Origin of the sequence: Bacillus sp. FSL K6-1145 (assembly GCF_038003425.1) — a bacterium.
In the GTDB taxonomy this organism is placed as follows: Bacteria; Bacillota; Bacilli; order Bacillales; family Bacillaceae; genus Bacillus; species Bacillus pumilus.
In genome coordinates this window covers 1,866,510-1,887,012 of the sequence record NZ_JBBOPC010000001.1, presented here as the reverse complement: position 1 = coordinate 1,887,012, position 20,503 = coordinate 1,866,510, and the positions used below count along the sequence as shown (strand labels likewise).

At 42.5% G+C, this 20,503-nt stretch carries 14 protein-coding genes; 10 read left to right on the top strand and 4 right to left on the bottom strand.

Going from position 1 to position 20,503, the window contains the following annotated elements:
- Window positions 1–15: 15 nt before the first annotated feature.
- Both proB and MHH41_RS09285 read left to right on the top strand, forming a co-directional pair.
- Window positions 16–1,134 (top strand): glutamate 5-kinase, encoded by a 1,119-nt coding sequence (gene proB, locus MHH41_RS09290; RefSeq protein ID WP_340866223.1) that lies wholly within the window; start codon window positions 16–18, stop codon window positions 1,132–1,134.
- Window positions 1,135–1,152: 18 nt separating this feature from the next.
- Window positions 1,153–2,421, top strand: a complete 1,269-nt coding sequence (locus MHH41_RS09285) for a glutamate-5-semialdehyde dehydrogenase (RefSeq protein ID WP_309217844.1) — start codon at window positions 1,153–1,155, stop codon at window positions 2,419–2,421.
- A gap of 61 nt (window positions 2,422–2,482) precedes the next feature.
- On the opposite strand, the gene MHH41_RS09280 is transcribed toward MHH41_RS09285, so the two are convergent.
- The gene (locus tag MHH41_RS09280; RefSeq protein ID WP_050943982.1) at window positions 2,483–3,049 is read right to left on the bottom strand and encodes a GNAT family N-acetyltransferase; all 567 of its coding nucleotides are present in this window, start codon (window positions 3,047–3,049) and stop codon (window positions 2,483–2,485) included.
- An 86-nt stretch (window positions 3,050–3,135) separates the two neighbouring features.
- Here MHH41_RS09280 and MHH41_RS09275 point away from each other — a divergent pair, with 86 nt between their 5' ends.
- A complete protein-coding gene (locus tag MHH41_RS09275; RefSeq protein WP_003216074.1) occupies window positions 3,136–3,957 on the top strand; it encodes a MerR family transcriptional regulator in 822 nt (273 codons plus the stop codon).
- A 46-nt stretch (window positions 3,958–4,003) separates the two neighbouring features.
- Here MHH41_RS09275 and MHH41_RS09270 read toward each other — a convergent pair whose 3' ends face one another.
- The 3 genes from MHH41_RS09270 to MHH41_RS09260 form a co-directional block, all read right to left on the bottom strand.
- Window positions 4,004–5,833 (bottom strand): ABC transporter ATP-binding protein, encoded by a 1,830-nt coding sequence (locus tag MHH41_RS09270; RefSeq protein WP_340866221.1) that lies wholly within the window; start codon window positions 5,831–5,833, stop codon window positions 4,004–4,006.
- Complete coding sequence (locus MHH41_RS09265; protein ID WP_310425968.1) at window positions 5,830–7,563, bottom strand: ABC transporter ATP-binding protein; 1,734 nt, start codon at window positions 7,561–7,563, stop codon at window positions 5,830–5,832. The genes MHH41_RS09270 and MHH41_RS09265 overlap by 4 nt, the downstream gene beginning before the upstream one ends.
- 94 nt (window positions 7,564–7,657) lie before the next feature.
- Complete coding sequence (locus MHH41_RS09260; RefSeq protein WP_050943953.1) at window positions 7,658–8,560, bottom strand: LysR family transcriptional regulator; 903 nt, start codon at window positions 8,558–8,560, stop codon at window positions 7,658–7,660.
- A gap of 153 nt (window positions 8,561–8,713) precedes the next feature.
- Here MHH41_RS09260 and gltB point away from each other — a divergent pair, with 153 nt between their 5' ends.
- The 7 genes from gltB to MHH41_RS09225 all read left to right on the top strand — a co-directional run bounded on the left by gltB (window position 8,714) and on the right by MHH41_RS09225 (window position 20,466).
- Window positions 8,714–13,285, top strand: coding sequence for a glutamate synthase large subunit (gltB, locus tag MHH41_RS09255; RefSeq protein ID WP_340866217.1), 4,572 nt, complete (start codon window positions 8,714–8,716; stop codon window positions 13,283–13,285).
- 16 nt (window positions 13,286–13,301) lie between these two features.
- The gene (gene gltD, locus MHH41_RS09250) at window positions 13,302–14,786 is read left to right on the top strand and encodes a glutamate synthase small subunit (protein ID WP_340866216.1); all 1,485 of its coding nucleotides are present in this window, start codon (window positions 13,302–13,304) and stop codon (window positions 14,784–14,786) included.
- A 281-nt stretch (window positions 14,787–15,067) separates the two neighbouring features.
- The gene (locus MHH41_RS09245; protein WP_170966009.1) at window positions 15,068–15,769 is read left to right on the top strand and encodes a DUF421 domain-containing protein; all 702 of its coding nucleotides are present in this window, start codon (window positions 15,068–15,070) and stop codon (window positions 15,767–15,769) included.
- Window positions 15,770–15,861: 92 nt separating this feature from the next.
- Window positions 15,862–16,842, top strand: a complete 981-nt coding sequence (locus MHH41_RS09240) for a pectinesterase family protein (RefSeq protein ID WP_251190433.1) — start codon at window positions 15,862–15,864, stop codon at window positions 16,840–16,842.
- 127 nt (window positions 16,843–16,969) lie between these two features.
- Window positions 16,970–18,454, top strand: a complete 1,485-nt coding sequence (gene dacB / locus MHH41_RS09235) for a D-alanyl-D-alanine carboxypeptidase/D-alanyl-D-alanine endopeptidase (RefSeq protein WP_340866214.1) — start codon at window positions 16,970–16,972, stop codon at window positions 18,452–18,454.
- A 19-nt stretch (window positions 18,455–18,473) separates the two neighbouring features.
- Entirely contained in the window at window positions 18,474–19,841 is a 1,368-nt protein-coding gene (locus MHH41_RS09230) for an MATE family efflux transporter (protein WP_003215779.1), read from the top strand.
- A 64-nt stretch (window positions 19,842–19,905) separates the two neighbouring features.
- Window positions 19,906–20,466: a CatB-related O-acetyltransferase gene (locus MHH41_RS09225; RefSeq protein ID WP_212046019.1), complete on the top strand. Its 561-nt coding sequence runs from the start codon at window positions 19,906–19,908 to the stop codon at window positions 20,464–20,466.
- Window positions 20,467–20,503: the final 37 nt, after the last annotated feature.

The following is a 20,503-nucleotide window of genomic DNA, read 5'->3' as shown; positions in this document are numbered from 1 at the left end:
TACAGGAGTGATAAGGTGTACGCAGATAAAGAGAGAAAACGAATTGTTGTAAAAATCGGAAGCAGCTCTCTTACTAGCTTTCAAGGGGAGATTAGTTTGAAAAAACTAGAAAACCTCGTCAATCAAATTGTGAAACTCAAAGATGAAGGACACGAAGTCATTTTGGTTTCATCTGGTGCGGTTGCAGCTGGTTACCGAAAACTAGGATTTATCGATAGACCGAAAACACTGCCGGAAAAACAGGCATCTGCCTCAATTGGGCAAGGCCTTTTAATGGAATCATATTCTACTTTATTTTTATCACACGGTTATATTGCCTCACAGCTTTTAATCACAAGAAGTGATTTTTCAGATGAAACGCGCTATCAAAATGTGCGCAACACGATGAATGTGTTATTAGATCGAGGCATCATTCCGATTATCAATGAAAATGATACAGTGACGATTAACCGCTTGAAGTTTGGAGATAACGATACATTGTCTGCAAAAGTAGCTGGCCTCATTGACGCGGATTTCCTTGCCATTTTATCTGATATTGATGGCTTGTATGAAGAGAACCCGCATACAAATCCGAATGCGAAAAGAATTCTTGAAGTCACAGACATCACAGAAGACATCGAAGCAGCAGCTGGAGATGCAGGGAGCAGTGTGGGCACAGGCGGAATGAAATCAAAGCTCGATGCGTTTAAAATTTCAATGGCAGCTGGCATTAACGGCTTTTTAGGCAAAGCGGATACGCCTCACATTTTAGACAAAGCCATTAATGGAACAGAGGACGGCACTTATTTTACCGCGGATGAAAATTTAGCACCGCTGAATTACAAGAAGCAGTGGATTGCCTTTCATTCTGGACCAAAAGGCGAGATTGTTGTTCAAAAGAAATCGCAGGAACACCTCATCCATAGGGAGAAATGCCTTGATTCGGGTGGCATTGTCAATGTAAAGGGTTCGTTTAAAAAAGGTGATGTCGTCCGCATTTTAGATCAAGATGGAAGAGAAATCGGGCTTGGTATTGTGAATTATCCATCTGACGAACTTGCACTGAGCAGTGACTCGTTGCAGGATGAAGTGGTTCATGTCGTCGATCTTGAAGCTTTTGTTTGTCATTTAGATTTATCGATACCAGTTTGCTAACCAAAAGGGAGGAATTCCATGACACTGACAGCTGAAGTTGTCACATCGGTCAAAGAAAAAGCAAAAAAAGCAAAGCACGTTTCAAAAAAACTAGGTTTACTTCATACAGAGGATAAAAACGAGGCACTGCTGAAACTAGCAGAAGCGTTAGAACAAAATAGCACGTTCATCTTGCAAGAGAATCAAAAGGATATAGATGCCGGGAAGGAAAAGGGCTTTTCAGAGGCACTCTTGGATCGTTTAATGTTAAATGAAGAAAGAATTCATGAGTTTGCCGAAAGCTTGCGGCTTGTGACGAGATTAACAGATCCTGTTGGAGAAATATTGGATGAATGGACTCTTGAGAACGGCTTGCATGTGAAAAGCCGAAGAGTACCGCTCGGCGTGATCGGGATGATCTATGAAGCGAGACCGAACGTCACTGTCGATGCAGCAGGGCTTGCCCTTAAGGCAGGCAACGCAGTGATTTTAAAAGGCGGTTCCTCCGCTATTTCTTCCAACAAAGCCATTGTGAATGTTATTCATGAAGCATTAGATCAAACAAAGATTCCGCGTGATGCGGTGCAATTGATAGAACAAACAGACCGTTCATCGGTTCAAGCGATGCTTCATCTAAAAGAATGGATCGATGTCTTAATTCCGCGAGGCGGAGCTTCTTTAATCAAAACCGTGGTTGAACAATCTACCATTCCTGTCCTTGAAACAGGAACAGGAAACTGTCATGTCTTTATTGATCAAACAGCCAATGTGAAAAAAGCCATTGAGATTGTCATCAATGCAAAAACGAATCGTCCGGCTGTATGTAATGCACTTGAGACGCTAATCATCCATCGCGATTGGCTGAAAGAAAATGCGGCATCGTTGAATGAAGCTCTGCTAGAGCACCATGTCACCGTACATGGCGACGAGGAAGCACTGTCTCATTTTTCAAACGCCATTCCTGCTGAGGAAGTGGACTGGACAGATGAGTATTTAAGTCTTGATCTTGCAGTAAAGGTAGTCGATTCCATTGAGGAAGCGATCCACCATATTGAAGAGTACGGTACAAAACATTCAGAAGCCATCGTGACAGAGGATGAAGAGCAGGCACTTAAGTTTTTAAACGAAGTCGATGCGGCGGCGGTTTATCATAACGCATCTACCCGTTTTACAGACGGCGGTGCACTTGGATATGGCGCTGAAATTGGCATCTCCACTCAAAAACTGCACGCAAGAGGTCCGATGGGACTTCCAGCACTCACGACAACGAAGCTGCTTCTGTCGGGTGACGGTCAGATTAGAAGCTAGATGAGATTCAAAAAACACTACCTTTTTTCATGGGGTAGTGTTTTTTTGATGCAGATATTTATTAGCTAGAGCAGGTTTTCTTCATCACTTTCTCAAATTTAAAAAATTCAAATTCTTCAGGTGCTGAAGGCTTAGTTTCTTGATCAGCTGCATGAGGTGCGTTCGGATCTGGATGTTTCATATGATAAAATTCCACAATTTGAAAGCCGCACTTATTGACATAGAAATGAATGTTGCGTTTTTCAAAATACGGGGTCACAACCTCCCAAACAATCGTTTCTGGATATTGCGCCTCGATGGCTTTCCATGCTGCCTGACCAATGCCTTTTCCGTGTGAGGATGAAGAGATGTATAATAAGTCAACTGAGTTGTGGTGGGTCTCTTGGTTGATTTTAATGACAACGCCGCCTGCTTTTTCGCCATTTAGCATAATATGGTAAACGATGTGTTCATTCGAATGAAAAGATTCATCAATCACTTCACCTGGAGGAGTCGGTCCATCATGCGCATCGCCAAATGCGTCGATCACACCAGCTGTAAAAGCTTTCTGTAGCTCATTTTTCATAAAAGGGAAGTCCTCTTTTTTTGCAAGTTCTAATGCCACTTCATGTTGAGTGATGTTGTTCATGTTTTTATCCTTTCCAAGCGTAGTGGTGTTCTGCATGTTATCATAAAGGGTGGAGTAACTCCATAGTCAAGAGGGGAGCCTTAGTTATGATAAATGATGTGCAAAAAACATTTTTTACTGGAGAATTTGCCAAGCTATTTGATGTAAAGAAAGACACCTTGTTTTATTACGATAAAATTGATTTATTTAAGCCAGCTGGTGTTCATGAAAATGGGTACCGATACTATACACTTGAGCAATTTGATCATTTTATAGCGATTCAATCCCTTCGAGCTGTGCAATTTCCGATAAAAGAGTTAAAACAATATTTCACTGAGCCTTCCCGAGAAAGGCTCCAAAGCCTAGCAGCTGAACAAATAGAAAAGGTCAAACAAGAGATTGAAAAACTTCAAGATATCCAGTCTTTTCTTATGCGGGTCATGGAGACGACGCAGGAACTATCATCTGTCAAAATGGGGGAGGTCTTGTTTCAAGAGCTGCCAGAAGAACCAGTTGTATTAAGTGCACCGAACCCAATTGACATGAATACATCCGTAGAAGAAATATCTCGTATTGTTGGACATTTTCTAAAGGAAATTGGCATAAAAGGGGCTGCGGCAAATGGGGCTGTCTTAAAAAAGGAGCAGTTCCTTCAGCGTCACTATCATCAGTCAGATCAGCTGTTTTGCCGAATGGAAGCGCCGGAAGCAGTTAAAAAACCTGCGGGCCTTTATGCGGTGATGTATGATCAAGGATCATACGAGGAGATTGATTCTGCTTATTCGCGCTTGTTAGATGAAATTGAAAAAGAGGACATGATGCTAGATGGAGATGTATTTGAGGAGTATTTGCTTCATTCACTCATGTCTAAAGATGAAGCAGAGTATATAACGAAACTCAGTGTAAAAGTGAAAAAGCGAGCTGATTAACAAAAAAGGATAGACCGCATGGATGCGTGTCTATCCTTTTTTATATTTAACCCACTTGATTCTCCGTAAATTGGCTCATATATAAGTCTGCATAGAAGCCATTTTGTTTTAAGAGTTCGCTGTGCGTTCCTTTTTCAATGATGGTGCCATCTTTCATGACTAGAATAACGTCGGCATCCTTAATCGTCGACAGTCTGTGTGCAATGACGAAGCTCGTTCTGCCTTTCATCAATTCATTCATCGCTTTTTGAATGTGCATCTCTGTCCGTGTATCCACACTGCTCGTCGCTTCATCTAATATTAAGATTTTTGGATCAGATAAAATCGCACGGGCGATGGTTAACAGCTGGCGCTGACCTTGGGATAGATTGCCGGCATCTTCTGTTAAGAGTGTGTCATATCCGTCTGGAAGCGTGCGGATGAAGTCGTCAGCATAAGCATGCTTGGCGGCTTTAATGACATCCTCTTTTGAGACGTTCTGCCTGCCATAGGCAATGTTGTCGTGAATCGTCCCTTCAAAAAGCCACGTATCCTGAAGAACCATCGCAAATAGGTCGCGTACTTGCTGACGGCTGAGATCAGTTGTTTTGACACCGCCGATGCGGATAGAGCCTTGATCTAATTCATAGAAACGCATTAAAAGATTGATGATGGTTGTTTTTCCTGCGCCTGTTGGCCCAACAATCGCAACCGTTTGACCTTCTTTTACATCTAAAGTCAAATCTTTAATAATTGGATGGTCTTTTTCATATCCGAATTGAACTTGTTCAAAGCTCACATCGCCTGAAAGTGATTCAAGATCAATCGCTGCATCTTCCTCGGGACTTTCTTCTTTCTCATCCAGAATTTCAAACACCCTTTCAGCAGAAGCAATCGCTGATTGAACCAAGTTGGCGACACTTGATGCTTGCACTAGCGGTTGAGACATTTGCTGCGTGTATTGAATAAACGCCTGCACATCTCCGACACGAATATTCCCGTTAATCACAAGAATACCGCCGGCTACACTGACTGCCACATAGCCGAGGTTCCCGATAAACGTCATCACTGGCATCATTAAGCCAGAAATGAACTGTGCTTTCCTTGATGATTCATACAGCTGCTCGTTTAATTGATCAAATGTATCGATCGCTTTCTTTTCGTAGCCATACGCACGAACTGTCTGATGCCCTGTGAACATTTCATTAATATGTCCATTGATCATCCCGAGCTCTTTTTGCTGCGCTTTAAAATGCTTTTGAGAAAATGACGTAATGCCGCGAATCGCAAACAGGCTGAGCGGCAGTGTTAAACAAACAAGCAAGGTTAGCAGTGGACTAATCAATAGCATCATGACGACAATCCCAATGACTGTGATAACAGATGTAATCACTTGGGTGAGCGCCTGCTGAAGCGAAGTATTAATATTATCGATATCATTCATTACACGGCTCAGCGTGTCCCCGTGGGTTGTTTTATCAAAATACCGAAGGGGGAGACGTGTGAGCTTGTCACTTGCTTCTTGCCGTAATTCAGCAATGGTCTGTTGGGAGACACCCGCCATGACATATTGCTGAACGAATGAAAAGAGAGCAGCAACGACGTATAGCACGACAAGCAGCCATAAGATTCGTGAAATGACATCAAATTGTACAGCTGTTCCTTGTGTAAAGCTGTCAAACAGGGAAGAGGTGGCATCCCCGAGTAGCTTTGGACTAATGACGTTAAAGACGGTTGAACCGACTGCTGCAATGAAGACAATGATCAATTGAATCTTTCTTGGTTTTAAATAGCCAATCAAACGAAGCAGTGTTTTCTTAAATTCCTTTGGTTTTGCGACAGGTCCTCTAGGGTGGCCGCCTTTATGGCCCATGCCGGAAGACATTTTTTTACTCATCCTCGCTCCACCTCCTGACCTTCCTGTGATGCAACAATCTCTTGATAGACAAGGTTCTCCTTCAGTAATTGTTCATGTGTTCCGATACCTGCGATTTTCCCATCATCTAGTACGATGATTTTATCACTATGCTTCACTGTGCTGATTCTTTGCGCCACAATGATGAGGGCTGCATGCGCTTTTTCAGCTTCTAATGATGCCCGAAGCTTCGCATCTGTTTTGTAATCAAGTGCTGAAAAACTATCGTCAAACAGATAGAATGACGGCTTTCTCACTAGCGCTCTTGCAATAGAAAGACGCTGCTTTTGACCGCCAGATAGATTCGATCCACCCTGGTCAATTTCCGCATCGATGCCGCCATCTTTTTGCAAAACAAATTCTTCTGCCTGCGCCGTTCGCAGCGCCTGCCAGACGTCTTCATCGCTTGCATTCTGCCTGCCGAAGCGCACATTATCGGCAATGGTTCCGCTAAATAAAACCGCTTTTTGAGAAACATAGCCCATCTGGCCTCTTAGTTTCTCCTGAGGCAGCTCTCTAATGTCTACACCATCTAGTGTAATCCGGCCTTCAGTTGCTTCGTAAAAGCGCGTCATTAGCTGGAGAAGGGTGGTTTTCCCTGAACCTGTACTTCCAATAATAGCTGTCGTTTTGCCAGTTTTGGCTTCGAACGAAATGTTTTGAACTGCCGGCTTTTCAGCATTTGAGTAATAAAATGACACATCCTCAAAGCGAATGGATTGTGCTGGCGCGCGCAGGTCAGGAACCGTTCCTTCATTGTCTTGAATTTTCGGTTCCATGTTTAACACTTCGTTCATCCGTTTAGCTGATGCTTGTGCTCTTGGGACCATAATAAAGCTCATTGACAGCATAATCAGTGCCATCAAAATCATCATCGCATATTGGATAAAGGCAATGAGATTCCCTACTTCCATCTCTCCGGCATCAATTCGGTTTGCACCTAGCCAGACAATGCCGATATTCGTGAAGTTCATGATAATCAGCATAAATGGAAACAAGTAAGCCATTAAACGGTTGACTCTAAGGCCGGTATCCTTGTAGGATGTGTTGGCTTCTTGAAAACGCTCCTTTTCATCATCTACTCGGTTAAAAGCACGAATGACCCGGATGCCTGAAAGAGATTCTCGCATAATTAAATTCAGCCGGTCTGTTTTTTTCTGAAGTTGGCCAAAGAGCGGAATGGCTTTTCTCGACACCAAATAGATAAATCCGCCAAGAAGGGGAAGTGCTGCTAAAAAGATGAGAGACAGGACAGCATCGCGTGATACAGCTAAAATAATTCCGCCGACAAGCATAAGCGGGGCTCTCGTCATCATTTGTAAAATCATGATCGTGACATCTTGGACTTGTTTTACATCATTTGTTGATCTTGTAATAAAGGAAGACGTTCCGATCTTTTGAAATTCTTCTAATGAAAATTGTTCGACATGCACAAATAGCTGTCTTCTCATATCACGCCCGAAGCCAAGTGCAGTCTTTGATGACAAGTAGGACTTCCAGATCGTGAGTAAGATGGCAAGTAAAGAACAGGCCACCATCCAGCCGCCAACCTTCCATATGTAAGCAATATCTCCTTGGACGATCCCGACATCGACGATATCTGCCGTAAGCGTCGGTAAATACAGCTGGAGCATACTGCTTAAAAAGGTGAGGATCACAATGGACACAACGGACAGCCGATACGGCTTTAAAAACGATAAAATTGATTTCATACGAATACCTTTCTTCCATATAGTGTGTTGTTCTGTAACTCATCATATACAAAGAGGGATTATTTCCACAAATGAAATGTCTTGTTTTAATGAATTATTTATATTGTTCAATTTTAGAAAAGAAATCCTTCACAAACACATAAAAATCATGAGCAGAAGGAGACATTTCTCGTGATTTAGAAGCAATAATTCCAACCGTTCTTCTCACTTGCGGAAAATCGATCGGAATTTTCACTGTAAAGCGCGGTGTGGTTTCATAAAAGGCGCTTTCGGGTAATAAGGTAACGCCCATACCCGCCGATACGAGACCTTTAATGGCGTCTAAATCTTCACCTTCTGATGAAATGGTTGGCTCATAGCCTGCCTGCTTACAAGCATCAACCGCAATTTGTCTCAGGACATATCCTTCCGGAAATAACACGAAATGATCTTTTCTTAAATCACTTAAATGAATACTCCTTTGTCCGCTAAAGGGGTGGCTGACAGGCAGCAAGGCATAAATGCTTTCTGAAAACAAAATATGTCCTTCTATTTGAGGATCGTTTGTCGGTACGGGTCCTAAAAAGGCGAGATCAATATCTCGATTTTTTACAGCTTCAATGAGAAATTTATAGGATCCTTGACGAAGTAAAAAATCGACCTCTGGGTATTCCTGTTTAAAGGCGGAAATGACAGAAGGTAGCACTTGGCTTGCTAGGCTAGTAGGAAAGCCGATATTGACGGTTCCTTTGTGTGGATCTAAATATTCATCAATTTGTTCTTTCGCATAATCAATGGCTTTTAGAGCCGTTCTGACATGATCTAAAAATTGTCTGCCGATCTTCGTTAATTTGATATTTCGTCCTTCTCGTTCGAATAAGGCCACTCCAAGTTCTTCTTCTAAATTCGCAATCTGCCGACTGATCGCAGATTGGGCAACATGTAAGTTTTCAGCCGCTTCTGACACGTGTTCACGGTCTGCGACTTCTACAAAATAACGTAACTGACGAAGCTCCATTTTTACACTTCACACCCATCTATCTCAAAAAGAGATTGTTTTCATCTAAATTATATATTGTTTATATTAATTTGAAAACTTAAAATAAGTTACAGAGTTTGTGAGATTTTATTACTGTGAAAAAACGGATCTTTTAAACGGGGGAGAGAAACGATGACTTATAATCAACTACCACAACCACAAGGTCTCTACCGTCCTGAATTTGAACATGATGCATGTGGGATCGGACTGTACGCTCATTTAAAAGGGGAAGCGACACACAGCATCGTCAAAAAGGGATTACAAATGCTGTGCCAGCTTGATCACCGCGGCGGGCAAGGCAGTGATCCGTATACAGGTGATGGTGCCGGCTTAATGGTACAACTGCCAGACGCTTTCTTTAGAAAAAGCTGCAAAGACTTTGCACTTCCTGAAAAGGGCCGTTACGGGGTAGGAATGGTCTTCTTTTCAAAAGAGGATGACGAGAAAACGCGCCAAGCCATCGAGCAAAAAATCAACGGGTTCATTAAACAAGAAGGTCAAACATTAATTGGCTGGAGAACAGTTCCTATTGATGCCGGGAAAATTGGTACTGTCGCAGCGAAGAGCTGTCCGGTTGTGAGGCAAGTCTTTATCGGGGCAAATGACAAGATCATAGATCGTTTGTCATTTGAAAGAAAATTATATGTCATTCGTAAGCAGGCTGAGAACTGGGGGACAGCAGAGGAAAAGCAATTTTACTTTGTCAGCCTGTCGAGTCAAACCATTGTATACAAGGGGCTTTTAACATCAGATCAAGTCGATGCTTTTTATCTTGATCTTCAGGATGAAACATTTGTTTCTGCATTTTCACTTGTTCATTCACGATTTAGTACAAATACATTTCCTACATGGGAAAGAGCCCATCCAAACCGCTATTTGATTCACAACGGTGAAATCAACACATTAAGAGGAAACATCAATTGGATGAGAGCAAGAGAACAACAATTCGTATCTGAAGCTTTCGGAGACGATTTAGACAAGATTTTGCCAGTGCTGAATGCAGACGGAAGTGATTCATCCATTCTAGACAATGCCTTTGAATTCTTTGTGCTTGCAGGCCGAACACCTGCTCATACAGCGATGATGCTGATTCCAGAGCCATGGACTGAAAACACGCACATGTCGAAAGAAAAACGGGCATTTTATGAATACCATAGTTCTCTTATGGAGCCGTGGGATGGGCCAACAGCTATTTCCTTTACTGATGGTAAACAAATCGGAGCCATCTTAGACCGAAACGGATTAAGACCGGCAAGATACTATGTCACAAATGATGATCATATCATTTTCTCTTCTGAGGTCGGTGTGATCGACACAAATGAAGAGGATGTGAAGTATAAAGATCGTCTTGAGCCAGGTAAAATGCTCTTAATTGATTTAGAAGAAGGACGAATTATTTCTGACGAAGAAGTGAAATCGACGATTGCGAATGAACTTCCTTATCAAAAATGGCTTGATGAAGAAATGGTGCACGTCAATCGCTCGGAAGAAAATTCAGAAAATTCTAGTATAATGGATGATTTATTGACGCGCCAGCGTGCCTTCCATTATACGTACGAGGACATTCAAAAGTATTTAATTCCTTTACTAGAAGAAGGCAAGGACCCAATCGGTTCAATGGGAAGCGACACTCCGCTTGCTGTGTTATCAGATCGTGCGCAGTCTCTGTTTTCTTACTTCAAGCAGCTGTTTGCACAAGTGACGAACCCGCCGATTGACGCCATTCGTGAGCAGCTTGTGACATCTACGATGACGTGGTTAGGTGCTGAAGGAGATATTTTACATCCGAATGAATATTCATGCCGACGAATTAAACTGTATACACCCGTCTTAACAAGCGGGCAGTTTAACGGTTTGAGAACAATTGTTCATAATGCCTTTAAAAGCAAAACGATTCATACTCTTTTTACCGATGATTTAAAGCGCGGGCTGGATGCGATGTTTGAAGAGGCGGAAAAAGCGATCCGTGAAGGTGTATCTTTATTAATTCTTTCCGATCGTGAAATGACGGAAGAAAAAGTGCCGATTCCACCACTTCTAGCGCTAAGTGCACTGCATCAGCATCTTGTGCGTCAAGGCTTACGGACAAAGGTGAGTCTGATCGTTGAATCTGGAGAAGTCAGAGAGGTTCATCATTTTGCCGCACTGATTGGCTACGGAGCAGATGCAATCCATCCTTATCTTGTGTATGAAACGTACAAACAGCTGATTGCAGAAGAAGCGATCTCTTTCAGCTTTGATGAAGCAGTCACTAAGTTTGGTAAAAGCGTAACCGAAGGTGTCGTCAAAGTCATGTCTAAAGTGGGAATCTCCACTGTGCAAAGCTATAGAGGAGCCCAAATCTTTGAAGCCGTTGGTATTAGTGAAGACGTCATTCAGGCGTATTTCACGGGAACAGCTTCTCAGCTTGGCGGGATTGACCTTGAGACCATTGCACATGAAGCAAAACTTCGTCATGAAGCAGGGTATCAGGCATCGACTGACCAAACACTCGAATCAGGAAGTGACTTCCAGTGGAGAAAAAATGGTGAGCACCATGCCTTTAATCCAAAAACGATCCATACGCTTCAGTGGGCATGTCGCAATGAAGATTACGATCTATTTAAGCAATATACAAAGGCAGCGGACGAAGAAAGAATCGGCTTCCTTCGAAATTTATTTGCTTTCCAGCCAAAACAAAAACCAGTTCGTTTGGAAGACGTTGAATCTGCTGAATCCATCGTGCGCCGATTCAAGACAGGCGCCATGTCATTTGGGTCTTTAAGTAAAGAAGCGCACGAAGCACTTGCGATTGCCATGAACCGAATTGGCGGTAAAAGTAACAGCGGAGAAGGCGGAGAAGATCCTGCACGCTTTACAGTTGATGAACGCGGCGATGATCGCAGAAGTGCGATTAAACAAATTGCTTCTGGCCGCTTTGGCGTAAAGAGTCATTATTTGGTCAATGCAGATGAACTGCAAATTAAAATGGCACAAGGAGCAAAGCCTGGAGAAGGCGGACAGCTGCCAGGAAATAAAGTATACCCTTGGGTCGCCGATGTACGCGGATCTACACCAGGCGTCGGATTGATTTCACCACCGCCGCATCATGATATTTATTCCATCGAGGATTTAGCGCAGCTGATCCATGATTTGAAAAACGCGAACCGTGATGCCCGCATCAGCGTCAAGCTTGTGTCTAAAGCAGGCGTTGGTACGATTGCAGCAGGTGTTGCAAAAGGAACGGCGGATGTCATTGTGATCAGTGGATACGATGGCGGCACAGGAGCTTCGCCGAAAACGAGTATTAAACACACAGGACTTCCTTGGGAGCTCGGTTTGGCAGAGGCGCATCAAACCCTTGTGTTAAACGGCCTTCGCGAGAGAGTCGTTCTTGAAACGGACGGAAAGTTAATGACTGGTCGCGACGTTGTCATGGCTGCGATATTAGGAGCAGAAGAATATGGCTTTGCGACAGCTCCACTTGTCGTATTGGGCTGCGTGATGATGAGAGCATGTCATTTAGATACTTGCCCAGTCGGCGTCGCTACACAGAATCCAGAGCTTCGTAAAAAATTCATGGGGAACCCTGACCATATTGTGAATTTCATGATGTTTATTGCAGAGGAAGTAAGAGAAATCTTAGCGGAGCTCGGCTTTACATCAATGGATGAATTAATTGGACGCACGGATGTTCTAGGAGTTAGCGAACGAGCAAAAGCTCACTGGAAAGCAGGCCAGCTAGACCTTGAAACACTGCTTTATCAGCCAGAAGGAGCTCGTACATTCAGAACACCTCAAAATCATAAAATTGATGAATCACTGGATATGAATGAAATCCTCCCTTATGTACAGGAAGCGTTGAATCATCAAACACCGGTTGATCTATCATTGAATATTCGTAATATCAATCGTGTGGCTGGAACCATTACTGGAAGTGAAGTGTCTAAACGCTACGGGGAAGAAGGCTTGCCAGAGGATACGATCACACTAAGGTTCACTGGTTCCGCAGGACAAAGCTTCGGCGCATTTGTGCCAAAGGGCATGTCTCTCTATTTAACAGGTGATTCAAATGACTATATCGGCAAAGGACTCTCTGGAGGCAAAATTGCGGTCAAAACATCTGATCACTTTGTACAAGATGGACATGAAAATGTCATTGTTGGAAACGTCGCATTCTACGGAGCGACAAGTGGAAAAGCCTATATTAACGGGCGTGCAGGTGAGCGCTTTGCCGTTCGTAATTCAGGCGTGCAGGTGGTTGTTGAAGGAATCGGTGATCACGGCTGTGAATACATGACTGGCGGACGTGTCGTCATTTTAGGAGACGTCGGAAAGAACTTCGGCGCAGGAATGTCTGGCGGCGTAGCTTATGTCCATACATCCGATGCGAAACAGTTCAAAAGAATGTGCAACATGGAAATGATCATGTTTGAAAAACTCACAGATCACGATGAAGAGCAAGAAGTGAAACAGCTGATTCAAGAGCACCTTCACTATACAAACAGCGCAAAAGCTTCGGCACTTTTAGAAAACTGGGCGCAAGAAAAGGATCAATTCATCAAGGTCATTCCGAGAAATTACAAAATGATGCTTCAAAGCATTGAAGAACAAAAACAAGCGGGCCTTAGTCATGAGGAAGCGGTCATGTATGCCTTTGAAGCAAACACAAAACCGAAAAATCAAGAAACGGCAAACGGGCAAAAAGCAGCCCTCGCTCATTAAGAAAGGGGAGAGGACAATGGGCAAAGCAACAGGTTTTATGGATTATAAAAGAGAAAAGCCAAATGAACGTGACCCTCTCACTCGTCAAAATGACTGGAAAGAATATTCAGCTCCTTATACAGATGACGTATTGAAGAAGCAGGGCGCTAGATGTATGGATTGCGGCACACCGTTTTGTCAAATTGGGATGGAGATCAAAGACGGCGTGTCAGGCTGCCCGATCTACAATTTAATTCCAGAATGGAACGACCTTGTGTATCGAGGCAGATGGAAAGAAGCGCTCGAAAGACTGCAAAAAACAAATAATTTCCCTGAATTTACTGGGAGAGTGTGTCCAGCGCCTTGCGAAGGGTCATGTACAGTCGCCATCAATGATCCAGCTGTTTCGATTAAAAATATCGAACGCACCATCATTGATAAAGGCTTTGAAAATGGATGGATCACACCGAGAATTCCTTCAAGCCGTACAGGCAAGAAGATTGCCATTGTCGGCTCAGGACCAGCAGGACTTGCAAGTGCTGATCAATTAAACCAAGCAGGCCACGCCGTCACAGTGTTCGAACGGTCTGATCGCCTTGGCGGACTGCTGACATACGGCATTCCAAACATGAAGCTGGACAAAGAAGTAGTGGAACGAAGAGTCAAACTGCTAAGACAAGAAGGCATTGATTTTGTAACGAACACAGAAATTGGCGTCGATGTCACTGCCGATGAACTGAAAGAGCAGTTTGATGCGGTCATCCTTTGTACAGGTGCACAAAAGCAGCGTGACCTGTTGATTGAAGGCCGGGAAGCTAAAGGGATTCACCTAGCGATGGATTATTTGACCCTCGCAACAAAAAGCATGCTGGATTCAGGATTTAAAGACAAAAACTTCATTGATGCAAAAGGAAAAGACGTGATTGTCATTGGCGGGGGAGATACAGGTGCAGATTGCGTTGCAACTGCACTTCGCCAAAAAGCAAAAAGTGTTGTTCAGTTCGGGAAGCATCCGAAGCTTCCAGATACACGTGTAGGGGATAACATGTGGCCTGAACAGCCTTACGTCTTCTCACTCGATTATGCTTATGAAGAAGCACAAGCAAAATTCGGGGAAGATCCGCGTCAATATTCCATTCAAACCACAAAAATTGTGGCAGACAAAAATGGAAAATTAAAAGAGCTTCATACGATTCAAATGGAAAAGGTGAAAAACGAACAAGGGAAGTTTGAATTTCATGAGATTCCAGGGACAGAAAAAGTATGGCCGGCTCAGCTAGTCTTTATTGCAATTGGTTTTGAGGGAACTGAACAGCCACTCGTGAAACACTTTGGCGTGGACAGCAAAAACAATCGCATTGACGCAACGTATGGGGAGTATACAACAAATGTAGAAGGCGTATTTGCAGCGGGAGATGCAAGACGCGGGCAAAGCTTGATTGTCTGGGCAATTAATGAAGGCAGACAAGTGGCGCACGAGGTAGACCGTTATTTAATGGGGAGTTCGGTTCTGCCAAAATAGGTCAAACAAAGGGTGTTTATGATATAGAAAAGCCATGATCCAATAGTGATCATGGCTTTTTATGATTCAGATATGGTTTGATTTACTATCACTTTTTTCCGCTCTAGGCAGTGAGCTGATTTGAAAATCCATCTTTCATGAGGTGACATTCAAGCACCAGATCATGGATGCGTCAAAGTATATGACTCATTGCTTGAGGTAGACGACGTTTTACTTTGTAAACGGTTTAGATCCTTCCTTTCATGTGTATGCTGTAGGTAAATGCACTTTGAAAGGAAGGTATGTTTGTGCCATTTTTTAATATTTTGATTGAACTGTTTATCGGATTTTTTGCCTTATTTTCTATAATAAAATTATTAGGGAAAACACAATTTGCACAAATCACGCCGTTTGATTTTATTTCTGCACTGATTTTAGGCGAAATGGTCGGAAACGCCATTTTCGACCCAGAAGTCAAGATTCAGCACATTTTGTTTGCTGTTGCGGTATGGGGCGTTCTTCTCTATACAGTTGAATGGTTTTCACAGCGCTTTAAAGGTATTCGAGCCTTTTTAGAAGGAAGACCGACACTTGTCATTGATCAAGGGAAGATTCACTACAAACGTTTAAAGAAAAATATGCTGGATCTCAATCAGCTGCAGACACTGATTCGCGCGAAGGGTCATTTTGCTTTGAATGAAATTGAATATGCCATTTTGGAAACAGACGGCTCGGTAAGCGTTCTTCCGAAAATGAAATACGCAACAGCCACCGCAGAAGATGTGAACGTGAAGGGAAAAGAAGTCAAATTACCTAGAACGTTTATTATTGACGGTGAAATTTTAAAAAAAGATTTACAAGAAGCTGGCTTTGATGAAACATGGCTGAGTGAGCAATTAAAAAAGCAGCACATTTCTTCCTATCGAGACGTTCTATTTTGTGAATGGATTGAAAATGAAGGGATTTATGCAATGAAATATGAAAAGTCTAAAAAACATCCATAACATCTATAAGTGGGTGTTTTTTTGTGCGTGTCATGAATAGGATCAAAAAGAATGTTTGATTGAAAACGTTCACAAAGAGGAGGAGATGTACGATGAAGTATGGAAAGGTATGGCTTGTAGTCGTCTTGTCTTTATTACTATTGAACTCAGCTTCACTTCAAGCAGCCGGACATCAGAATCAAACAAATCGCGTCCTTGTGGTCGATCAAAAGGGAAATGGCTCGTTTCGAACCGTTCAGTCTGCCATTGATGCGATTCCAGTGAACAATCAACAGCGCGTAACGATCTATATTAAAAATGGTGTGTATAAAGAAAAAATCCTGCTTCCGCAAAATAAACCTTACGTGTCCTTTATTGGGGAAGACCAATACAAGACGATTCTGACGTATCATGATACAAATGCAAGTACTGGCAGCACAACAAATAGCTCAAGCACAATGATTCGTGCGAACGACTTTTATGCAGAAAATATCACCTTTCAAAATACGGCTGGCAGACATGCTGGTCAGGCGGTTGCACTGTACGTGTCCGGCGACCGGGCTGCGTTTAAACAAATACGAGTTTTAGGGTATCAAGATACACTTTATGCAACAGGTACAGGCCGGCAATATTATGAAAACTGCTATATCGAAGGCACGGTCGATTTTATTTTTGGATCAGCCACAGCCGTGTTTAAAAGAGCTGAAATAAAAAGTCTTGGAAATGGGTATATTACTGCAGCATCCACAACAGAAGCGCAAAAGTATGGATATGTATTCATCGATTCTACGCTCAAAAAGGGGACGGCTGCTGCTCAATCGGTATATTTAGGACGTCCGTGGCGGCCTCATTCTGCTGTGACATTCCTCTATACAAATATGGATGATCATATTAAGGCAGAGGGTTGGCATAACTGGGATAACCGTGATAACGAAAGAACAGCAAGATATAAAGAATATGGATCGACAGGAGCAGGAAGCAACGCAGCAACCCGCGTAAAATGGTCCAGTATTTTATCGAAAAACGAAGCAAGTCAAATCACAGTGCAAGCTGTTCTTAGCGGAACCGATGGCTGGAATCCAGAAAAAAGGTAAAGAGCTTGTCAGTTTTCGTCAAAGAAAGCTGACTTTTCTGTTTAAAAAACCTTTGAGAACAAACGTTCTTTTGTGTATAATGAACATATTCTTCTAAAATTGGCTGCGACTAAAAAGGAGGGATTGCGTGAAGCGTTTTTCACAGATCTTGTTTTTACACATATGTATCCTGTCGATTTTATTTCTCCCTTTTTCAGCAAAAGATGATCAACTTACAGCTCGTGACGACTCACTGCCGTGGGTGACAGCTTTAGATGAATTTATACGAACAGCACCTGATTTAGAGGGCGCGATCTCTGGCATCAGCGTCCGCGATACTTCTGACTCCTCTCTTCTTTATGAACATCAAGCCGATATTCGTCTTACTCCTGCTTCTAATATGAAACTGCTCACATCAGCCATCGCCCTTGATATACTAGGAGAAACACACACATTCCCGACAGACATCTGGATAGATGGTTCTATTCAAAAGAAAACGTTACATGGCAACCTGTATCTACGCGGTACCGGGGATCCGACTTTATTAGAAGAGGATTTTGCAGCACTTGCCAAACAAGTGAAAAAGGCCGGAATACATACAATTCGCGGACAGCTTGCGGCAGACGATACATGGTATGATGACACAAGATATTCGATTGATTTACCTTGGAGTGATGAGGATCAATATTACGGTGCACAAATCTCTGCTCTCACAGCTTCACCGAATCAAGATTATGATGCAGGAACCGTGATTCTCGAAGTAAAGCCAGGGAAAAAAGCTGGGAAAAAAGCAACCTATGACATGATTCCGAAGACTTCTGTCCCTCAAGTCATCAATCAAGTAAAAACCGTCCCAGAAGGAGGGAAAAAGAAGATTTCTTTTAAGCGCTCTCACGGCACCAACAAAATCACTTTAACTGGCACCATTCCGGTGAAAGCGAGTGTATCTAGACAATGGGTAGCATTATGGGAGCCATCCTCTTATGCGTTAGATTTAATGAAACGAGCGTTAAAGGCGGAAGGGATTCACGTAAAAGGACCGCTTAAAATAAAACAAGTTCCTAAAAAAGCCAAGAAAATTGCCACCCATTCATCGATGCCTTTATCAGAGCTCCTTGTTCCCATGATGAAACTCAGCAACAATACCCATGCAGAAATGTTGCTGAAGGAACTTGGAAAACAAGTGAAAAGCAAAGGGAGCTTTGAAGATGGACTGGATGTGATGAATGAACGGCTTCCTGCATTCGGCATCGATCCATCTCTTGCAGTGTTGCGAGATGGGTCAGGCATCTCACCTATTAACCTTGTTTCTGCCAACCAGTTCACGTTATTTCTAACAAACATTCAAAAGGAAAAATGGTTTAAGACCTATGAACATGCGCTTCCGTTAGCAGGGGCAAGTGACCGAATGGTGGGAGGGACGTTAAGGAACAGATTAAAAGAACCTGCTACACTAGAAAAAGTACGTGCAAAAACAGGTTCATTAACTACGGTCAGTACACTTTCTGGATATATTGACACGAAGAGCGGAAAGACGCTCTCTTTTTCCATTTTGTTAAATCATCTTGTTGATGACGAAAAAGGGAAAGAGATAGAAGACCACATTGTTAGCATTTTAGCTGAGAATCTTTAGATAGAGAAGGAGAACCACCATGACGTTAGATAACAATCAATCTTTAGTAAAAACCATGTCCATTTTTCTCGTCCCGCTTTTGCTTAGCAATATTTTGCAATCAATCGGACAGCTTGTATCCATTGTCCTTGTCGGCAGATGGATTGGAGAGGATGCAGTAGCTGCCATTTCTGCATTCTTTCCGCTTTTCTTTTTACTCGTTTCTTTTTCCATCGGAATTGGATCGGGAAGTTCAATCCTTATTGGACAAGCGTATGGAGCAAAAAATGAACAAAGATTAAAAGAAATTATTGGCACAACGCTTTCATTTACTTTTTTAATCGGACTTTCTTTAGCAATCATTGGAGGTTTTTTTGCAACAGATATCTTAAATCTCATGGGAACACCTGCGAATATCGTGGAGGAAAGTGCGGCTTATGCCAGAATTCTATTCATCTCAATGCCGATCTTATTTCTTTATTTTGTTTACACGACTTTCCTGCGAGGGACAGGGGATTCAAAAACGCCTTTTTATTTCTTAATGATTAGTACGGCAACGAATATTTTGATGCTGCCGATTTTATTATTTGGCTGGCTGGGACTGCCGGCATTTGGTTTATACGGTGCTGCGTATGCTTCTGTGATTTCAACCATTGTGACGTTTATTATTCTACATATCTACTTATATAAAACAAAACACCCGCTTCGCATCGATGCATCGGTTAGAAAGCATTTATTGATGAAAGGGGATCTACTAAAAACATTATTAAAGCTCAGCATTCCATCGAGCATTAATATGATCCTTATTTCTTTATCAGAAATTGCTGTTATTTCCTTTGTCAATGATTATGGATCACAGGCGACTGCTGCCTATGGTGTTGTCAATCAAGTTGTGAGCTATGTGCAGATGCCGGCAGTAAGTCTTGGCATCGCGGTCTCGATCTTTGCAGCACAATTCATCGGCGCAGGGAATATCAACCGATTGAAAGATGTGATAAAAATCGGGTTAGGGCTCAATTTTGCCATAGGCGGATTCATTATTATCATTGTTTATCTCTTCGCACCGCAGATTTTATCTATCTTTTTAACAGATTCTAAGACGATTGACATTGCCTATAGCTTAGTTGTCATTACATTATGGAGCTATCTTATTTTTGGAACAGCCCAAATTGTTGCAGCCACGATGAGAGCAAGCGGAACAGTGCTATGGCCAACGATCTTTAGTATTTGTTCCATTTGGCTTGTAGAAGTACCAGTCGCTTATGTGCTATCGCACTACACAACCCTTGGCATCAAGGGCATCTGGATTGGCTATCCTGCGGCTTTTTTCGTGAACTTACTCCTTCAATACGGCTACTATCAGCTCGTATGGAAGAAAAAACAGATTGTAGCGCTAGTGCAGTCATAATGTAAAAGTGTGAAGCAGCATATACATACGAAGATCTATCACTTTTCAGGAGGTCTGATCTTCTATGTATTTGAATCAAAGAAGTGAACTGAGCGCGTACAATATCGGTGATTTTTCTTATGCCGGACCAGATTTCCAAGTGCTGACGTGGGGGGAAGGAACAACATTAAACATTGGAAAGTTTTGTTCCATCGCAAACGAAGTCAAAATTTTCCTTGGCGGTGAACACCGTACAGATTGGGCCACAACGTATCCGTTTAATCAAATTTTCAAGGAAGCTTCTCACATTAAAGGACATCCAAAGTCAAAAGGAGATGTCCACATAGGACACGACGTCTGGATTGGTTATGGAGCAACAATCATGTCAGGAGTATGTATAGGGAACGGAGCAGTGATTGGTGCAAATAGTGTCATCACAAAAGATGTGCCTCCATATGCGATTGCCGCAGGAAATCCGCAGCAGCTCATGAAATACCGGTTTTCATCTGAAATCATCGAAAAACTTCAGTTATTAGAATGGTGGAATTTAGAGTTTACCGTCATCCAATCTATTTTTCACCTCTTACAATCTGATGATATTGAACAATGTATAAATGTCATAGAAGACATAAAAAAGAAAGGCTGAAAAAGCCTTTCTCATGCTGTCGAGAAAATCTCGACAG

Excerpts from the sequence above, each read along its gene's own strand:
- MHH41_RS09280 (WP_050943982.1), bottom strand. The coding sequence starts at position 3,049 with ATGAACAACATCACTCAACATGAAGTGGCATTAGAACTTGCAAAAAAA.
- gltD (WP_340866216.1), top strand. The coding sequence starts at position 13,302 with ATGGGCAAAGCAACAGGTTTTATGGATTATAAAAGAGAAAAGCCAAAT.
- gltB (WP_340866217.1), top strand. The coding sequence starts at position 8,714 with ATGACTTATAATCAACTACCACAACCACAAGGTCTCTACCGTCCTGAA.
- MHH41_RS09230 (WP_003215779.1), top strand. The coding sequence starts at position 18,474 with ATGACGTTAGATAACAATCAATCTTTAGTAAAAACCATGTCCATTTTT.
- MHH41_RS09270 (WP_340866221.1), bottom strand. The coding sequence starts at position 5,833 with ATGAGTAAAAAAATGTCTTCCGGCATGGGCCATAAAGGCGGCCACCCT.
- MHH41_RS09260 (WP_050943953.1), bottom strand. The coding sequence starts at position 8,560 with ATGGAGCTTCGTCAGTTACGTTATTTTGTAGAAGTCGCAGACCGTGAA.
- MHH41_RS09240 (WP_251190433.1), top strand. The coding sequence starts at position 15,862 with ATGAAGTATGGAAAGGTATGGCTTGTAGTCGTCTTGTCTTTATTACTA.
- MHH41_RS09265 (WP_310425968.1), bottom strand. The coding sequence starts at position 7,563 with ATGAAATCAATTTTATCGTTTTTAAAGCCGTATCGGCTGTCCGTTGTG.
- MHH41_RS09225 (WP_212046019.1), top strand. The coding sequence starts at position 19,906 with ATGTATTTGAATCAAAGAAGTGAACTGAGCGCGTACAATATCGGTGAT.
- MHH41_RS09285 (WP_309217844.1), top strand. The coding sequence starts at position 1,153 with ATGACACTGACAGCTGAAGTTGTCACATCGGTCAAAGAAAAAGCAAAA.
- MHH41_RS09275 (WP_003216074.1), top strand. The coding sequence starts at position 3,136 with ATGATAAATGATGTGCAAAAAACATTTTTTACTGGAGAATTTGCCAAG.
- MHH41_RS09245 (WP_170966009.1), top strand. The coding sequence starts at position 15,068 with ATGTTTGTGCCATTTTTTAATATTTTGATTGAACTGTTTATCGGATTT.